General features: G+C 29.1%; 17 protein-coding genes and 1 riboswitch. Of the genes, 3 read left to right on the top strand and 14 right to left on the bottom strand.

The genetic code is table 4. The features are described 5' to 3' along the window. Positions 1 to 11: 11 nt before the first annotated feature. From dnaK to hrcA, 3 genes are all read right to left on the bottom strand, one after another. The gene (gene dnaK / locus O3I44_RS01190; RefSeq protein WP_303717373.1) at positions 12 to 1,826 is read right to left on the bottom strand and encodes a molecular chaperone DnaK; all 1,815 of its coding nucleotides are present in this window, start codon (positions 1,824 to 1,826) and stop codon (positions 12 to 14) included. A gap of 171 nt (positions 1,827 to 1,997) precedes the next feature. After that, the gene (gene grpE, locus O3I44_RS01185; RefSeq protein ID WP_303717372.1) at positions 1,998 to 2,621 is read right to left on the bottom strand and encodes a nucleotide exchange factor GrpE; all 624 of its coding nucleotides are present in this window, start codon (positions 2,619 to 2,621) and stop codon (positions 1,998 to 2,000) included. Further along, positions 2,614 to 3,597, bottom strand: coding sequence for a heat-inducible transcriptional repressor HrcA (hrcA, locus tag O3I44_RS01180; RefSeq protein WP_303717371.1), 984 nt, complete (start codon positions 3,595 to 3,597; stop codon positions 2,614 to 2,616). The genes grpE and hrcA overlap by 8 nt, the downstream gene beginning before the upstream one ends. A 76-nt stretch (positions 3,598 to 3,673) precedes the next feature. Between hrcA and O3I44_RS01175 the strand changes: the two genes are divergently transcribed. Beyond that, positions 3,674 to 4,477, top strand: coding sequence for an aldose epimerase family protein (locus O3I44_RS01175; protein WP_303717370.1), 804 nt, complete (start codon positions 3,674 to 3,676; stop codon positions 4,475 to 4,477). Positions 4,478 to 5,063: 586 nt separating this feature from the next. On the opposite strand, the gene rplL is transcribed toward O3I44_RS01175, so the two are convergent. Beyond that, positions 5,064 to 5,435, bottom strand: a complete 372-nt coding sequence (rplL, locus tag O3I44_RS01170) for a 50S ribosomal protein L7/L12 (RefSeq protein ID WP_303717369.1) — start codon at positions 5,433 to 5,435, stop codon at positions 5,064 to 5,066. 1 nt (position 5,436) lies between these two features. Further along, positions 5,437 to 6,126 (bottom strand): 50S ribosomal protein L10, encoded by a 690-nt coding sequence (gene rplJ, locus O3I44_RS01165; RefSeq protein ID WP_308446396.1) that lies wholly within the window; start codon positions 6,124 to 6,126, stop codon positions 5,437 to 5,439. A gap of 251 nt (positions 6,127 to 6,377) precedes the next feature. Between rplJ and O3I44_RS01160 the strand changes: the two genes are divergently transcribed. After that, positions 6,378 to 6,659: a hypothetical protein gene (locus tag O3I44_RS01160; RefSeq protein WP_303717368.1), complete on the top strand. Its 282-nt coding sequence runs from the start codon at positions 6,378 to 6,380 to the stop codon at positions 6,657 to 6,659. Between the two features lie 922 nt (positions 6,660 to 7,581). Here the strand turns inward: O3I44_RS01160 and O3I44_RS01155 are convergent. From O3I44_RS01155 to O3I44_RS01135, 6 genes are all read right to left on the bottom strand, one after another. Further along, complete coding sequence (locus O3I44_RS01155) at positions 7,582 to 8,262, bottom strand: hypothetical protein (protein WP_303717367.1); 681 nt, start codon at positions 8,260 to 8,262, stop codon at positions 7,582 to 7,584. Beyond that, on the bottom strand, positions 8,247 to 9,731 hold the full coding sequence (locus tag O3I44_RS01150) for a hypothetical protein (RefSeq protein WP_303717366.1): 1,485 nt from the start codon (positions 9,729 to 9,731) through the stop codon (positions 8,247 to 8,249). Before O3I44_RS01150 ends, O3I44_RS01155 begins: the two co-directional genes overlap by 16 nt. 133 nt (positions 9,732 to 9,864) lie before the next feature. After that, a complete protein-coding gene (locus tag O3I44_RS01145; protein ID WP_303717365.1) occupies positions 9,865 to 10,392 on the bottom strand; it encodes an ATP-binding cassette domain-containing protein in 528 nt (175 codons plus the stop codon). After that, positions 10,292 to 10,540 carry an ATP-binding cassette domain-containing protein gene (locus tag O3I44_RS03645; protein ID WP_373317547.1) on the bottom strand — a complete coding sequence of 83 codons (249 nt, stop codon included), beginning with the start codon at positions 10,538 to 10,540 and terminating at the stop codon, positions 10,292 to 10,294. Before O3I44_RS03645 ends, O3I44_RS01145 begins: the two co-directional genes overlap by 101 nt. Before the next feature lie 34 nt (positions 10,541 to 10,574). Next, positions 10,575 to 11,768: an ABC transporter thiamine pyrophosphate-binding lipoprotein p37/Cypl gene (cypl, locus tag O3I44_RS01140; RefSeq protein WP_303717364.1), complete on the bottom strand. Its 1,194-nt coding sequence runs from the start codon at positions 11,766 to 11,768 to the stop codon at positions 10,575 to 10,577. A gap of 27 nt (positions 11,769 to 11,795) precedes the next feature. Next, a riboswitch (TPP riboswitch) is annotated at positions 11,796 to 11,893 on the bottom strand. 37 nt (positions 11,894 to 11,930) lie between these two features. Then, positions 11,931 to 12,827: a DnaJ C-terminal domain-containing protein gene (locus O3I44_RS01135; RefSeq protein WP_303717363.1), complete on the bottom strand. Its 897-nt coding sequence runs from the start codon at positions 12,825 to 12,827 to the stop codon at positions 11,931 to 11,933. A 74-nt stretch (positions 12,828 to 12,901) separates the two neighbouring features. Between O3I44_RS01135 and O3I44_RS01130 the strand changes: the two genes are divergently transcribed. Further along, positions 12,902 to 13,747 carry a DegV family protein gene (locus tag O3I44_RS01130; RefSeq protein ID WP_303717362.1) on the top strand — a complete coding sequence of 282 codons (846 nt, stop codon included), beginning with the start codon at positions 12,902 to 12,904 and terminating at the stop codon, positions 13,745 to 13,747. A 25-nt stretch (positions 13,748 to 13,772) separates the two neighbouring features. On the opposite strand, the gene O3I44_RS01125 is transcribed toward O3I44_RS01130, so the two are convergent. The 3 genes from O3I44_RS01125 to O3I44_RS01115 all read right to left on the bottom strand — a co-directional run bounded on the left by O3I44_RS01125 (position 13,773) and on the right by O3I44_RS01115 (position 17,334). Further along, positions 13,773 to 14,600 carry a hypothetical protein gene (locus O3I44_RS01125; RefSeq protein WP_303717361.1) on the bottom strand — a complete coding sequence of 276 codons (828 nt, stop codon included), beginning with the start codon at positions 14,598 to 14,600 and terminating at the stop codon, positions 13,773 to 13,775. A 663-nt stretch (positions 14,601 to 15,263) separates the two neighbouring features. Continuing rightward, positions 15,264 to 16,451: an elongation factor Tu gene (gene tuf / locus O3I44_RS01120; protein ID WP_303717360.1), complete on the bottom strand. Its 1,188-nt coding sequence runs from the start codon at positions 16,449 to 16,451 to the stop codon at positions 15,264 to 15,266. Between the two features lie 703 nt (positions 16,452 to 17,154). Further along, positions 17,155 to 17,334 (bottom strand): hypothetical protein, encoded by a 180-nt coding sequence (locus O3I44_RS01115; protein ID WP_303717359.1) that lies wholly within the window; start codon positions 17,332 to 17,334, stop codon positions 17,155 to 17,157. Positions 17,335 to 17,481: the final 147 nt, after the last annotated feature.

Here is a 17,481-nt window from a genome sequence, read left to right as displayed (position 1 = left end):
ACCCTTATGGATTATTTCTCGTTAACTTCTGCTTCAACAGTTTCTTCACCGGGTTTACCTTTTTCTTTTGGTTTTGGTTTTTCCGAATCTCTCTTTTGTTGTGCTACTTGTTGAGCAAATGCTTGTGCAGCTTTTTCAATCTCATCTAACTTCATTTTAAGTTCTGCAGTTTTCTTTGCTTCTTTTAAATCTTTTAATTTCTTGATTTGTTTTTCTGTTTGTTCCTTTTGCTTTTTATCAATTTTGCCTTCTTGATCTTTAAGGCTTTTTTCTAATTGGTTAATGAGCGATTCTGCTCTAACATCTGTTTCAACAGCATCTTTTCTTTTAGCATCAGCATCTTTATTTTTTTCAGCATCTTTAATCATTTGATTAATTTCATCTTCTGTTAATGATGATGCATTTTCGATAGTAATAGATGTTTCTTTATCTGTTTTCTTGTCCTTGGCATTTACCTTAGTAATACCATTGGCGTCAATAGAGAAAGTAACTTCTATTTGAGGAACGCCTCTAGGAGCTGATTCAATACCACCAAGACTAAATCTTCCTAAGTTTTTATTATCTGATGCCATAGGTCTTTCACCTTGAACAACATTGACAGTAACTTCTGGTTGATTATCTGCTGCAGTAGAGAATATTTGTGATTTTGAAACTGGAATAGTTGTATTTCTTGGAATTATATGTGTTGCTACTCCACCCATTGTTTCAATACCTAATGATAATGGTGTAACATCTAACAATAAAATATCATCAATATCTCCAGCTAATACTCCGCCTTGAACAGCAGCGCCCAGTGCTACTACTTCATCAGGGTTAATTGATCTATTTGGTTTCGTTGTTGTTAATTCTTTTACTACTGCCTGTACAGCAGGCATTCTAGTTGAACCGCCAACTAAAAGAACTTCATGTAAATCATTAGCAGTTATTTTAGCTTCTTTAAGTGCGTCTTCAATCGGTTTTCTTGTTCTTTCAACTAATTCATGAGTAATTTTTTCAAATTCAGCTCTTGTTAATTCTTCTTCAACATTTAATGGACCATTATCTGTCATAGCCAAAAAGGGAAGTGTAATGGTTGTAGTTTTTTGACCTGATAATTCGATTTTGGCTTTTTCAGCAGCATCTTTTAGTCGTTGCATCGCCATTTTATCATCAGATGGATCAAAAGAATGTTTTGCATTAATTTGTTTGATTAATCAATCAACTATTTTATGATCTCAATCATCTCCACCTAACTTATTATCACCAGATGTTGATAATACATCAAATGTTCCATCTGCTAATTCTAAAGTTGATACATCAAATGTTCCTCCACCAAGATCAAATACAAGAACTTTTTGCTCTTTATCTGTCTTATCAATTCCAAATGCTAATGCAGCGGCTGTTGGTTCGTTGATGATACGTTCAACAGTAAGTCCAGCAATTTTTCCAGCGTTTTTTGTCGCTTCACGTTCAGCATTATTAAAGTAAGCTGGAACAGTAATAACTGCTTTTGTTATCTTCTCTCCAATTTTCTTTTCTGCATACTCTTTTAAATGAGTCAGAATCATTGCTGAAATTTCCTCTGGTTTATATTCTTTCCCATTTGCTTTTACGGTCTTATTTGTACCCATCAATCTTTTGATTGAGGAAATTGTATTGGGATTTGTTTCAACTTGTCTTTTGGCAACTTCTCCAACAATAATCTCGTCATTTTTAAATGAAACAACTGATGGAGTTGTTCTTTTTCCGTTTTCATTTTCTAATACAATCGGTTTTTTGTTTTCAATAATAGCAACAACTGAATTAGTTGTCCCTAGATCTATTCCTAATATTTTTTCTTTAGCCATTATAGCCTCCTTTATCTCCTACATAACTAAAGTATAACATAAAATTAGCAGTCTACCCAATAAAGTGCTAATTTTTTAAATATATATATATATTTAAATTAAAGCTTTATTTATAAGGCTATTAGGAAATATAATTATGAAATAAATCAACAAATAAAAATATTTTCTTAATTATTTGCCAATTATGACAATAGCTGGACTTATAACACGATCATGAAGTTGGAATCCATTCTTGTTAACTTTTAAAATTTTGTTATGAACACCTTTTTCCACAGCAATTGCTTGATGAAGTTTTGGTGAAAATTCATCGCCGGCTTTTGGTTTAATCTTTTTAAGACCAAAAACTTCAAGCTCCGAGAATAGTTGGTTCAATAACATATCAAATCCCATAACATATGCTGAAACATCAGCACCTTGTGATTTTCCGACATTAATCGCAATTTCAATGTTAGTTAATGGTCCAATAATGGATTCAAAAAGTTTTTGCGAAGCAAATTTCTTGAACTCTTTTTGATAACTTTCTGCCTTTTTCTCAAGTTTATCACGAACTTTATTTATCTCTTCCTGGGCTTTGCTTTGAAATCCTTTTGCCTTTTCCTGAAAGGATAGAATATCAATTTGATTTTGAACTCTTGAAGACTCCAATTGTTTTTCAAGAAGATTTATTTGGTCACTCAATTTATTGTTTTCTTTTTTGTAATTCACATTTTTTTTCTTGGATACTTCTTTAACGGGAATCTTTTTTTCTTTAGGATCTTTTGTTTTGTTTGCTGTGTGTTCTTTTTTATTAGTCATCTTTACCTCCATTTAAAATATATGTTAAAGCTTTAATGGCTTGTTTTGCATCACTATAATTCATTCTGTTTGAGCCAATAATAGATATTTCTTTTGAAATGCCATCACGCTCTATTTTCTTTGAAATGATAGATGTGTTATTGGATCTTATGTCAATCTTAATATTTTCATCTTCGTCCATCTTCCCTTCAATGGAAGATCAAACTGATTTATGTTCCATTGTGTTAATTAGTTTTGCGATATCCTCTCGTTTAACACCTTCAGATGTAATAAGGTTACCGTTACCATAAACCTTATTAAATATTTTGGTATGAAAATCAAAAACATTTTTGATAAACGTTTGAATGAGGGCTTCGAAATTTTTTACCGTTTTTGAAAGAATGGGTGCCAATAATTCAATTTTGGATGAAAGATCTCTTAATCTTGTGTTAATCAACCTTTCTTTAAAAAGCCTAATAGCTATTCTAACATCTTGGACATCAACTTTAGAGTCTAATGATAATAATTTTGATTCTACTCGTCCGGTTGATGTAACTATCACAACTGTTGCCTTTGTATCTGATAAGGGCGTCAATTGAATAGACTTTAAAAGTTCTTCCGTCTCGGAAGTAGAAGTCACTAATGTTAGACTAGCCATTTCTGAGATAGCGCTTGCTGCCTCATCTAGTGTTGCATCAATGGATATTCTTCTTTTGGCAAAAATATCTGTAAGTTTTTCTTTCATTTTTCTATCAATATCGCTTGAAGCATTTTTGGCATAATTTTCATAACCTTTAATTGTGGGGGTTCGGCCAGAAGATGTGTGAGTTTTTTCTAAAAATCCATCTTTCTCCAGGGTGTGAAGCTCATTTCTAATTGTTGCAGAGGAAATTTTCAACTTATATTTATTAATTAATCTCGAAGATGCCACTGGTACTCCATCTTCAATATAACTCTCAATTGATAGTCTTAAATACTCCATTTGTCTATTTGTCATATTGTAATTATAGCAAACACATCAATACTTTGCTAATTTAAATTTATTAATAACATTTATGAGTTAAAATATTTATATGAAAATTGAAAATAGCAAAATAATAGTCCAAACAAATGAGACAAAAGGTGAAATATCATCAATTCTTTTTAAAGGCAAAGAAATTCTTCACACCACAAATATAAAATGAAAAAAAACCTTTCCTATGATTTGACCTGTTTTAGGAATTTCAAAAGCTTGACAAATAAATGGGAAAAACTATGATCTTCCAAAGCATGGCTTTTGAAAAGATATTATGTGAGAGTTCTATAAGGAAAATGATTCAATAGCTATGTCGGGTCTGCATATGGCCAATGATATATACCCTTTCACAATTGATATTCAACAATTTATTTCAATCCATGATAATAGCATAATGATTGAAACAGAATTTGCCAATGTTTCTTTTGAAACAGCTTATTTTCACTTTGGATTACACCCGGCTTTTAAAACGGATGTAAATGCAGAATTAATTAGTGATGATAAAAATAATCCATTTTTAATTACAAATAAATTAACTAATGAACAAATAAATGTTAATCAAAAAATAAATAAGATTCCTTTTGGAGAGTCATTTGATACGCTTATTTTTAGGGATGTTTCAACAAATAGAATAACTCTAAAAAATGAAGATTATGATATAAACATTACCCATGATGCCAATAATCTACAAATATGGAAACCAATAGACGCAGATTTTGTTTGTATTGAACCCTGATATGGTACGGGTGATGAGGTTTTATTTGAAGCTAAAGTTGAAAATAAACTTGGCATTATGAAATTAAAACAAGGGGAAAGGTGAAAATCAAAAATGATTATTGAAATAAAAGAGCACAATAATTAAGTCATCATATCTTTAAAATAATTTATTTTTGACAGATATGGGTGATCCTCAAATAGCTTTTAACATTTGCAATAATGCCACTACATTTGGTTTGCTTATTAATTTTATATTTCAGATTTAGCCAATGCTCTTGTGTGAATTTCAATATTTCAGCTATATCCATATTTATCAATAAACTCAAAAATGTTGTACCTAATTTATCGTCAATAATATCAAAACTAATATTTACTTCATTATCATCTTTTATTTTTTAATGATTTAATAGTATTTATAAACTTCATCATCGTCAAACTTGATAATATAATATCCAACTTTGGATCTAAAAGAACTCTCTTTATGAAGTAATAAAGTTATCTCACCAAAAAACCAGATATTAACATGGTGTTTTGTGGTCTTGACGATATCTAAATTAAATATTTTTTATAGTATTCAATCGCTTCTTGAATGTTTGGGTATTCGTCATAATATTTTAATTTCACTTAATGCTTCTTTATACAATATTTACATGGTCTTTTACATCAGCACATAATTAAGTATAAAGTGTTTTAATTATTTTTTATAATTTTGTATTACTAAATCACATAAATTAAGTTAATTCTACTTCAGCACCAGCTTCTTCAAGTTGTGCTTTTAGTGTATTTGCTTCTTCTTCTTTTAATGCTTCTTTAACAGTAACAGGTGCTGATTCAACCATTTTTTTAGCATCCATAAGTCCTACTCCAGTAATAGTTTTAACAGCTTTAATAACAGCAACTTTATTTCCGCCCATTGCTTTAAGAACTAGATTAAATTTTGTTTTAGCTTCAGTAGCATCTCCAGCAGCAGGACCTGCAACGACAGCAACGGCTGTTGGGTCGATTCCAAATTCTTCTTTCATTGCATCTACTAATTCCATTACTTCTTTAATATTCATCTCTTTTAAAGATTTGATAAATGATTCTTTTGTTAATTTATCCATATTATTCTCCTTTAGCTTCCTCTACTTTTTCAGTAGTTTCATTTGTTTTTTCTTTAGTTCCAGGAACTTCTGGAGCTTCATCAACTTTAGCTTCTTCACTAGTTTCAGGAGTTTGTTTAGAATCTTCAACCTGAATTTCTTTTTTAACTTGATCAACTTTTACTTCTTCTTTAGCGACAGGTGCATCTTGTGCTCCAGCTTCTAAATGTCCTTCAGTAGCAAGCATGTGTAATCCTGAACCTACAAATTTAATTGGAGAAAGCATTGACATTGCAAGCATTGTAAGTGCTTCATCATATGATGGAAGTGTTGCAATAACATGCAATTCTTCTTGACCAATAACTTTTCCTTCGTAAGTTCCCATCTTCAGTTTTAGTGATTCATGTTCTTTGGCAAATTTTGCTAAAACTTTAGTTGGAGAAATTTCATCTTCCATACCGAATGCAAATGCATTTGGCCCAACAAGGTCTGTTGCTAATCCATCAAATCCAGCTTCTTTGGCAGCGATCTTAAAAAGCCTGTTTTTATAAACTTTTAATTCTACTCCTTGAGCTTTTAATTTTCTTCTTAGTTCTTGTGTTTGAACAACTGTAAGTCCAGCATACTCAGCAATAACTAATGATTTAGAATTATTAATTTTATCAACAATTTCCTTGACTTGAGACTCTTTAGCAATTCTGTTTGCGTTCATAAGATCTCCTTTTATTTGCAATATTTAAAACCCGACTAGTGTCAGACTTAAAAGTTTATACACTCGGTAACAAATTAAGGTCTCCCAGTTACTATCTTAATATATTGCACATTAATTATATACCAAGATGTTTTTTATTTAAAATCTTTTAATCATATTCTGTCCACACCTAAGTGTACCTAGAAATTTCATTATAAAAGACCCCTTGCCTTACAATTGGTTTGCAAACTAATTAGAAAGAAAAGGAACCAATGAAATTATACAAACATTTAGCATTAGATAATGCCAAGGAAATTATTACTTTAGCCAACAAAAAATTATCAATATATGACGTTAGTAGGAAAAGGGGTATATCCAACGGAAAAATAATAAGTTGTTTGAATAGTTGCAAAGAGAAGTGTGAAGAAAAAATAAACAAAACAATTGACAAGGTCCTCGCATCTGCATCTATTATAGTTTCAAGCAATACCAACAGCAAAGAGATCAGAGTAAAGTTAATCGGGCTTATATGTGTGCTTCTGAATCTGAAGTAATTTACCTAAACTTTATTAAGGTTTGTAAGCATTTATTTCACGAAAAAATATTGGAAGTAAAAGCTAAAAGATCCGTTGATGAATTTATGAGGGAGTTCAAAAAAAAGATATCCTGATGGATATGCATCCAAAAGGAGTTGAATATATTACAATGGCATAATTCCTCTGATTACCAAACACTAAAAAGCCCTTTTTTAGTCTTAAATCAGATGATGAACGCAAAAAACCAGTTAAATATAACAGTATAGAAGCAAGGCCTGACAAGATACTATTAAGGCAACAACTAAATAATTATGAAATAGATAGTATTGTTGAAAAAGTGATGATGATCAAGCCCTACTAACCCTTATTGATATCCATAGTGGAAATTTCTATTCAGCTTGCTAGATCGAACAATGATAGGTTTCAAAAAATCTTTAAAAAGTATTATAGGGACAAATGATATAACTATTAATACTCTCACTATGGATAATGGTGGTGAAAATAATTTGCTTCATGAAATCATCGATATTAAGTAAGCTGTTTAATTGTCATCCATATTGTTCAGAAGAAAAAGGGACACTAGAAAATAAACATAGAATTATAAGAAGATTAATCCCTAAGGGGAAAAATTTAAATAAATTTGTCAATAACTGCTATTCAAAAACATTTAATAGAATATAATGAAGCAGAACCAATAATGACATTGAAAGACCTTTTTTTAATTACTGAAAATTAGATCCACTTATCCCTGGACAAAACACACTACAATTTTTAGCAACTATTTTTCTAAAAAAAATATTAGTAATTCCTGCCATTGGAGCCAGTATTACTTTACCTTTAATTTCAATATTTCCAATTTTTCATATGTTTAGATTATATAATTATTGAGTAAATTTATCTTTATATTTAGTAAAGAATGTTACAAATGTATTCATCAGTATTATTTTTTTAATTTTAAATAAGTAGCAATTGATTCTTTTAAAATAAAATGCATATATTTATTTCATGATTTGAATGTATGTTTCATTTTTTTTATTTCAAAGAATTTAATATCTTTATTTTTTTCTTGTAAGCTTAATAGTGGTTTATTAATTTTTTTATTTGAAAAAAAGTAATATTCTTTTGATCCAAAAAATACAACTGAATTTAGACTTAAATTATAAATATCATTTTCTACAAATGGTGAAATCATAATGTTTAAATCAAAAATATTTTCCTTTCCAATTAATCATCCTGATAGAGAAAATCCGATTCCAAATCAAGGACCAATATAAATTTTATTTAAAGCTAAAACTTCATTTCTTATAATTTTCATGAAAGCATAATCCTTGTTTTTATAATTTTTTAATTCCATTACTCTTTTTTTATATTTATGCTTATCATTTTTACGCATAGAATTTACTGCTATGATTACACAGCTCCCAATTATTTTTTGAGAATGCTTAAATATTTCAATTCCTTTTTTTTCAAAAAACTCTTTTTCTTCTGTTTTTAATATTTGTCCATCATAAATAAAAATAACAGGAGTATTTCCGTCCATTTTTTCAGGTTCTCAAATAATTAAATTATTATATTCATTTTCAAAAAGCGAAGACGGAATCTTTCTTATAGTTTTTTTCATAATTTTCAGCCCTTAATATTTTTAAAAAATATTTGCAAAAGATTATATGTAAATATTGTTATCGTAATTGCTCATATATGAGAAGAAAATTCACTGATTTTTGATCTATCTTGAAATATAGAAATTTCAGCACCTATTAAAGATAATCCTATTGTCCCAAGTATAATCATGTTTCTCAATATTCCTTCAGCCCTTAGCAATGATAAATTTTTTATATCTTTTATAATCGTTGGCAATATAAGTTTTTTAATAATTTGTAATTTTGAAAAGCCCGTTTTTTGGTATTCATAAACAATTTTATCATCAATGTTATTAATCGAACCTGTTAGCTGATTTGACAAAGTGGTACCAGTATGAACTCCTATGAAGACTACCCCAAGACCAATCGGGTTGAAAAACAAAGAATTAAATAAATATACTAAAACTAATAATGGAATTATTTTAATAAAATTATTGACAAATTTAATGGGCATTCATACATAAAATTTATTTCTTTTTTCGGAAGAAAATAAAGAAGCTATAATAGCATAAATAATTGCTATTGTTAATGCAGCAATTGTTTGGTAGATTAATTGTAAAATTAACAATCACGAATTTTTATCGGGATTGCTAGTATTTCACATATTTTTATCAATGGATTTTAAATTACCAAAAAAACTAAAAAAATTACCAAAGAATAAATTTTCATAATTTATAATTGCCAATTGATAAATAGTAATGAAAATAAGTATCAATATAAGCACATAATTTATCATTTTTTTAAAATTAAATGCTTCATTATCTTTTGATTTAACTACTAAAAGATATTTATTTAAAAGAGTATTTATTATTTCAAAAATTATTAATATTCCAAACAATAGTAAAAGGGGAATACCGATAAATTCAAAATGATTTTTAATGTTATCACTTATAAAGAATCCAATTCCAATTACTCCTACAGTGGCGAGCATTGTGGTTCATCTTAAATTAGACTCTAAAGAATATAGAAAAATTGCAATGTATTTGTTTTTAGCTCTAGAAAGAACTTGTTTATTAAAAGAATAGGGCTTACTATATCCTTTTTTTATTCATGCTTCATACCCATTAAAATCTAAATTTTCAATAATATCAGACAAATATCTATTTGATCATATTCATGTAAATCAAAATATAATTAAAAAAGCAGCAAATTCTTTTTCGAACCCTTTTTGTGTGGCAAGAACAAATATTATTAAAGGGAATGATCTTATAAATAATATTATAATTCGATTAAATATCGCAACAAATTTATTCATTATTTTGCTTGACAAAAATGAAGTAAAAAAAGCAAGAATATATCCAAGTGTAGTTCCACACAAAGTAATTCGAATCGTTATTCACAAGTATTTTAAAGAATTAGAAAGTATTGTGTTCGACGGAAAATTAGGATCATGATTTTCAAATAAAAACAATTTTTTAAGATTAATCTTAAAAAGATGTAATCCATCCATATTTAAACGAAAGTTTATTTGTCAAAAAGAAAATATTATTATAGAAACGATTGAAATCCACAAAAATATTTTATATATAGGTCTTATTCTTTTGGAATAATCTTTATCATTCGAAGATTTTTCAAATAAAAAATTATTCATATATTTCCTTAATTAATTTATTTGACAATTTCTTCATTGGTCCATCAAATACGATTCTCTTGTTTTTAATTGCAATTATTCTGTATTCGCCACTTGGGACTAATTCCAAATTATGAATATTTATCATTAGTGAGGAGTTATTTATTTCACAAAGCAATTTAATAATATCCTTTGAAATTTTAATGTCTAAAGAAGTTGTTGGTTCATCTGCTAAAATCAAGGATGGTGATTTTAGTAAAAGCAATAATATTTTAATTCTTTGTCTCTCTCCTCCGGATATATCTGAAATTTTCTTAAATAGTATTTTTTCAATACCAAGCTTTCTTGCAGTAGTTTTTATTTCTATTTTTTGTTTGGCATTAATTATATTAAAAAACTCACAAAAATGATTTTTGTAATTAGGATATAAATTTTTAACATTATAATAAACTGTTTCTCACTCTAAAAAATAGTCTCTTTGAGTGATGAATCCAATTGACTTTAGCATTTCTTTTTTTTTTTTTTTTAAGTCCCAATACATTATTGTTTCTATAAGTAAGATTTCCTTTTTTGATTATTTTGCTATCAATTATCGAATTAAATAGCGATGTTTTCCCTGCTCCTGAAGATCCAATTAAAAAGAATTTTTCATTTTCCTTCAATGAAAGATTTATATTTTCTAAAATCACTTTATTATCAATGTTGATTGTAACATCTTCAAAATTAAGCACTTGTTACTTCTCTGTATGGTCTTTCAACATCTTCATAAATGTCATTTATTTTTTCATATCCGTTGTATCCGATTGTTGGTCCATAAATGTCTTCTGATGTTGATTTTTCAGTAAGATTAATAATGGCCTTTGTTAATAAATTGGCTTGTAACAAATCAAAGTCATTTCGATAGTATCCAATGTCATATTTTAATGGTTCAGTAACCACCAAAACCTGCATGTTTTGAGCATCATAGTAAGTTAAAATATTGCTATCTCTGTCTTGATTTTTTGTTCAAGCAAAGGATCCTTCATAATCAAAAGCAATTTTATATTCTGTAATTGTTTCAATCATAGTTTTCGATCCAGCCTCTCTAAAATTATTTGGAAAATTCGTTATTTCTTCAGCGAGAGTTGTAAATGCATTTTTTCCAAAATGTTTTTTTAGTAATTTCTCTTGCAATATAAACTTACCACCAGATTTTTTGTTCCCATGCAAAATACCAAAACTTTTAAATCCTGCTCAATCTTTATCTCTTCATGCATCTTTAATTGCATTAACTTCTTCATCTGCTCCTGCAATCCAAATCATCCCTCTATAAAAATTAACTTTTGTAGAAAAATCATAAAACTTTCTATAAATTGAGCCAGTTCATTTTGAATCATCATTTTCTAAATTTTTATGAAGAGTTTCATGAAAAAGTGTATTTTGTGCTTCAGCAATTTTTTTTAATTCGTCTCCATTTTCATTTCCGTCCTTATAATAAGTTAAAGTTTTATCAAATTTAAATGCATTAGTTAGTGTTTGTAATTTCGGACTAATTAAACTTTTTTTGGCATTATTTACTGATGAAATTGATGATATTGCAAAATCAAATTTTTTGGCTTCCACATTTTGAACTAATATTTTATCATCAGATGTTTCTTTATTAACTATGACATTTATATCTGGTTTACTTTTTAAAAATTGATCATTATTTTTCAATCTATTAAATTCTCTTTCAATATTATCTGAATATGTATCTATATCTACTGTACTTCACGGAGTCTTAACCTGTATTTGTACTTCTTTATCTCATGAAGCACTCTTTAAATTTTCGAAATGCTCATCCTTATCTTCTTCTTTATCTAAAGAACAACTTATTGGCAAAAACGCTGTTGCTGTTGCAAATAATGGTATATTCAGTAGTAATAATTTTTTTTTCATAATAAAAGATCCTTTTCTAATAGGCAAAGGATCCCCCTTAAGACTTGCTACGCAGATATTAATCTGATCAGCTAGTAAGAGTACTTCTCAACCATAAATAATTTATGGTGCCCCTGTCTATTAAAATAATTATATATTATTTATAAGATTTTTAAAACCATTTTATTTAAAATCTTTTAATCATTTTGTTTTTATTTTATCTTTCACTTTTTGAGCGGCTTTATTAATAGCATCTCGTTCCTTTTGATTCATTTTTGGTACGTAAACCTTTAGATGGACTTTAATATCACCCGCGGCCCAACCATTAACATCATTGAACCCACTACCAGAAATACGTAAAATAGTTCCTGATGTATATGCTTGTTTTAAAGAAAGTGTTTCCTGTCCATTTGGTGTGGGCACAACAACTTTAGCTTCATTCATAATATCTAAAAAAGAAATAGGCATATAAATATGAATATCATTGCCTTCTCTGATAAATTCTTTATGAGAAGATACATGTACAATTAGATAAAGATCTCCATTAGGACCACCGTTAGATCCTTGTCCTCCATAACCTCTAACAATAACAGACATTCCGTCCGTGATTCCGGCCGGAATTTTGATATCAACTTCTTTAACCACATGTTTACCATCAACTCATTTATGTAATTTCTCGTTAATTTTTGTTCCATTATATGAATCTAAAAAGCTGATTGTAATTCTTGCTTGGGCATCGGATCCCTTATGAGGTGCATTACTTCTTCTGCCTCCACCAAAAAATTGACTGAAAACATCATCAAAACCACCAAAACCTTCAAAGCCCTGAAAACCTCCACCTTGTTGCCCACCACCATTTTGAAAAGCAGCATGACCAAATTGATCATATTGTTTTCTTTTAGTTTCATCTGATAAAATCTCATTCGCTTCATTAAGTTCTTTGAACTTGTCTTCAGCATCGGAATCTTTATTTTTATCAGGATGATACTGCATCGCTTTTTTTCTAAAAGCTTTTTTTATTTCATCTTTAGATGCTTCCTTTGAAACACCAAGAATTTCGTAATATTCTTTTTTATTCATAGTTAATATATTTTAGCATAATATAATTAAGAGTGCCAATTTTTTTATTGCGATTATTAGTTTATAATAAAAGTATGAAAAAAATAGGAATACTAGTTGACTCATTCTGTGGGTTTTCAAAAAAAGAAGTTGAGAAAATGGGTTTAGAATACATTAATCACTCAACAATTATATTTGACAAAGTATACAAAGAAGGAATTGAGATTGAATTAAAGGATTCTTTCGAAGACATTCAAAAAGATCTAGGTGCTAAAACATCTCTACCGTCTGTGGGATTATTTATAGAAAAATTTGAGGAAATATCCAATAAATATGAAAATATAGTTTATTTACCTATGAACAAAGGGCTTTCATCAACATTTTCCGTGGCTATGGCTGCGGCAGCTGATTTTCCAAAAATATCCGTGATTGAAAATAAATTAGTTTCTTCTTCAACTACTTATACATCTCTTGAAGCTATTAAAATGGTAAACAACGGAGCAAGTATTGAAGAAGCAATAAATTTTATTAACGAAACATCAAATAATACATTTGTCTATGTAATTCCGAAAGATCTTGATGCCTTAATAAGAAGCGGAAGATTAAATAATGCTAAAAAATTTATTATGCAAAAAAGCAAATTAATCCCTAGATTAGATTTGGGATTAGATGGAATTAAAGTGACTAAAGTGGGACGTAATTTTGGGAAGATAGTAAAATCATCAGTTACAAAGATAGTCAAATCAATAGATCATAAAATTGAAAATTACAACTGAGAAGTGATTCATTCTGGCATTAAAAAAACAAGTGATATCGTTGTTAATGCTTATCATGAAGCTGGAATTAAAGACGTAATTAAATCATGAACATCTTCTGTTGTCGCAATTCATACTGGAATAGGAGCTATTTGTATTAATGTTTTCCCAAAATTTAGTAAGTAAAGTATTTAATAAATACTTTTTTGTTTTAAAAATGATTGCTGATTCTTGATGTTTTCATTCAAACCTCATAAGCTTTCCATAGTAGATACGTAATTGATATTTCAATGGGAACTGTAAACATTGATTTTAATATTCTTGATAATGCATATCACTTATATCCATATTCTTGATAACCCTTGGATGTATGGCCGGTTAATTTTTCCAAATATCGCACTTGAGCTCACGGGCCAATAATTCATGAAAAAACGATTCATGAAATAATCACAGCAAGTGAAGCAAAGATCAAAAGATTAGCATTGTTATTTCTAATCACTTTATAAATGATAAACCCGTTGATCAAAACATAAAAAGTTGCAGCAAGTATGAGACCAAAAATTTTGATTAATTTAGAATCAATTCATTTTTGGTCACCGCCATTTTTGGCAACATGAGAAAAGTCAAAATACTTGAGCAACATATAAAAAGAAAAAATCATCATGGTTGTGAAGACAACTTCAAAAATAATAAACATTGTTCATTTTGATTTATATTGCTTCAAGATGTGGTACATAGTTGCACACAAACCACCAATCAAAACAATAAATGATTCCTGGATGGCATACTCCCACATATAAACTCCACCACGAATCCCATAGGAAACTGAATCAGTAATTCAACCAAACAAATAACCAATGATTGGGCCTAAAATGAAACCAGCCAAATATAATGATAATCATGAAAACGATAGAACTGTAGGTCCTAACTTAATAGAAAAGACGCCAATAAACAATCTTAAAGCCAACATCATTCCACCCATAGCAGTTAAAGTTATGGGATTCTTAATGGGAAAAAGAAAACTAGATATTTTTTTCATAAAACTCCTTAAAATAATTGCGTTATATGAAAAAACACTAATTGCACAAGTGGATGAAATAGATCACAGCTCGGTTACCCGATTCGTTTTTAGGCTATACTCCCGTCCTAAAACACTTAACACTTTTTCTATCGGCTCTTATAACGACAAATTTATTATAACAAAATGTCGATAACATATTTCAAATTAATAATAAGTGTGAATGTAATTATTTTAAGATGAACCCAAAAAATTGATAAAATCATAATTTTTTGACTACTACACTATTAAATCACTTTTTGGGAATTTTTCTTTTTTTGTTCATAAAGTTATTATATAAACTTTTACTTGCTTGGGCAAAATAATCTCTTGATAATCTCCTTAAATATATTTTCATTTCTGTAATTTTGTCTAAATGATAATTCATCAAAGTAATGTTGCATATACTTTCTAGATACATGCATCCATCCCCTTTAATTGATCATACATTTCGTCAATATCGTATATCAAAAATCACCTAACTACAATTTGGAGCAACTAAAGAATAATGTCATATGTGTAAACACTTTCATTTGTAACACAATTGTACACTTTATATTATTTTCTTTATTATTTAAAATTAAAAAAATAAGCCAATGAGAGCCTATTTAAACATGTTTTTTGTCTTGATTTAAATAATCTTAATTATTTAACAATTGTAGTAACTGAACCAGCACCAATTGTTCTTCCGCCTTCTCTAATTGAGAATTTTGTTCCTTCTTCAACAGCAACTGGAGCAATAAGTTTAACACTTAACTCTGTATTGTCTCCTGGCATAACCATTTCAGTTCCATCCGGGAATACTAGCCCACCTGTAACATCTGTAGTTCTGAAGTAGAATTGTGGTTTATAGTTTTTGAAAAAGGGAGTATGTCTTCCACCTTCTTCTTTTTTAAGTGCATAAACTTGAGCTTTAAATTCTGTGTGAGGAATAATTGATCCTGGCTTAGCGATAACTTGTCCACGTTGAATATCTTCCCTATTTACACCTCTTAATAGGATACCTGCATTATCGCCAGCAATAGCTTGATCAAGTAATTTTCTGAACATTTCGATTCCTGTTACGATTGATTTGGTTGTGTTTGTAAGACCAACAATTTCAACTGCATCATTAATGTTAATTGTTCCACGTTCAACTTTACCAGTTGCTACTGTTCCGCGCCCTGTGATTGTAAAGACATCTTCAACGGCCATTAAAAATGGTTTTTCAAAGTCTTTTACAGGCACCTCAATATAAGAATCAACAGCTGCCATTAATTCAATAATGCCAGCTTCGTATTTAGCATCTCCTTCAAGAGCTTTAAGCGCTGATCCTTTAATAACTGGTGTGTTATCTCCATCGAAGTCATATGATGATAGTAAGTCTCTTACTTCCATTTCTACTAATTCGATCATTTCATCTTCACCCTCTAGCATGTCAACCTTATTAAGGAAAACAACCATTTTAGGAATACCAACTTGTCTAGATAATAAGATGTGTTCTCTTGTTTGAGGCATTGGCCCATCAGTTGCGGCCACAACTAAGATTGCTCCATCCATTTGAGCAGCACCTGTAATCATGTTTTTAACATAATCGGCGTGTCCTGGACAGTCAACATGAGCATAATGTCTTGTTACTGTTTCATATTCAATGTGCGAAGTATTGATTGTAATACCTCTTTCTTTTTCTTCTGGAGCATTATCAATTGAGTCATAAGACTGTGCCTCTGATGATCCAGATTTAGAAAGAACAGTTGCAATAGCTGCGGTAAGAGTAGTCTTACCGTGGTCGACATGACCAATAGTACCAACATTGACATGTTCTTTACTTCTGTCAAAATTTTCTTTTATCATATTATTTCCTTTCATTTCTTTAAAATTGTTTGTTTAAACTAGTTTAAACCACCTGAGCCCAGCCTCTAATCTGGGACCTATCCATTATCATCCTTGCAAAGTATGCTAAATTATTATATAGAAATGATTCCTAAATTGCACATATTTTTTGTGCAGGTAATTATTACAAATGGTCTCATTCTTGCTAAATACTTTAACTATCTAATTATATTACTTATTATGATATAAAAACTCTTTTTTACTTGCAATCCATGATCTTGATTTCTGAATGTTAATGATTTTATTGTTGATAAAGAAATGACATTTATCAAGATAGATTCAAATATAATGAAAGAGTATAGTTACAATGGAACCTCCAATAATTAGTGAAAATAGATTTTGTGGTCATCTCGATAATTAACCTAAAGAATCGAGGTTATAATTAGTTTTGTTATTGCAAATATACCAGTTGTTTATTCTTCATGAAGGATTAGAACTAATGCTTGTTAAGTAATTCATTGTCCAAATAATAACTGCCCCGATGTTATATACAAATATAATTCATTTAACTTCTTTGTTTGACATCTTTTGGACTATAAACTGCTCTAATGAAAAATGGTAAAAACATAATAGCTAAATGAGCAAATGCAAAATCGTATAATCATCAATTATCCAGGTCAACATTATAAAAAATAAAACCTCTTTGGTAAATCAGTTGGTCATGTTAATGGTGTTTGTATTCTTTGGGTTTTTCAACAGCGATAGCCTCAGATCATGTTTGACAAGTCTTGGGATGTGTATTAACAATAGTAGAAATTTCAGTTCCAAAATAAAATACCATAATAACGCCAATGAAAGCACCATATGTAATGTATTTAATTAATTTTAATTTCCCGGATGCCATAAAAGCAAAGACAATTATGATGTGGATTCAACAAACATGAAGATTAAAATTTGTCCAATAAAGTGGGTAGGTAGTTGAAGCAAATCATATTACTTTAAATAAAGAAAATCCAAGACCAATGTTGATTTTGATATTTTTAATTCAAAT

This window comes from Candidatus Mycoplasma mahonii (assembly GCF_030550815.1).
Taxonomy (GTDB): Bacteria; Bacillota_I; Bacilli_A; order Mycoplasmatales; family Metamycoplasmataceae; genus Mycoplasma_O; species Mycoplasma_O mahonii.
This window is presented reverse-complemented; position numbering and strand designations above follow the sequence as displayed.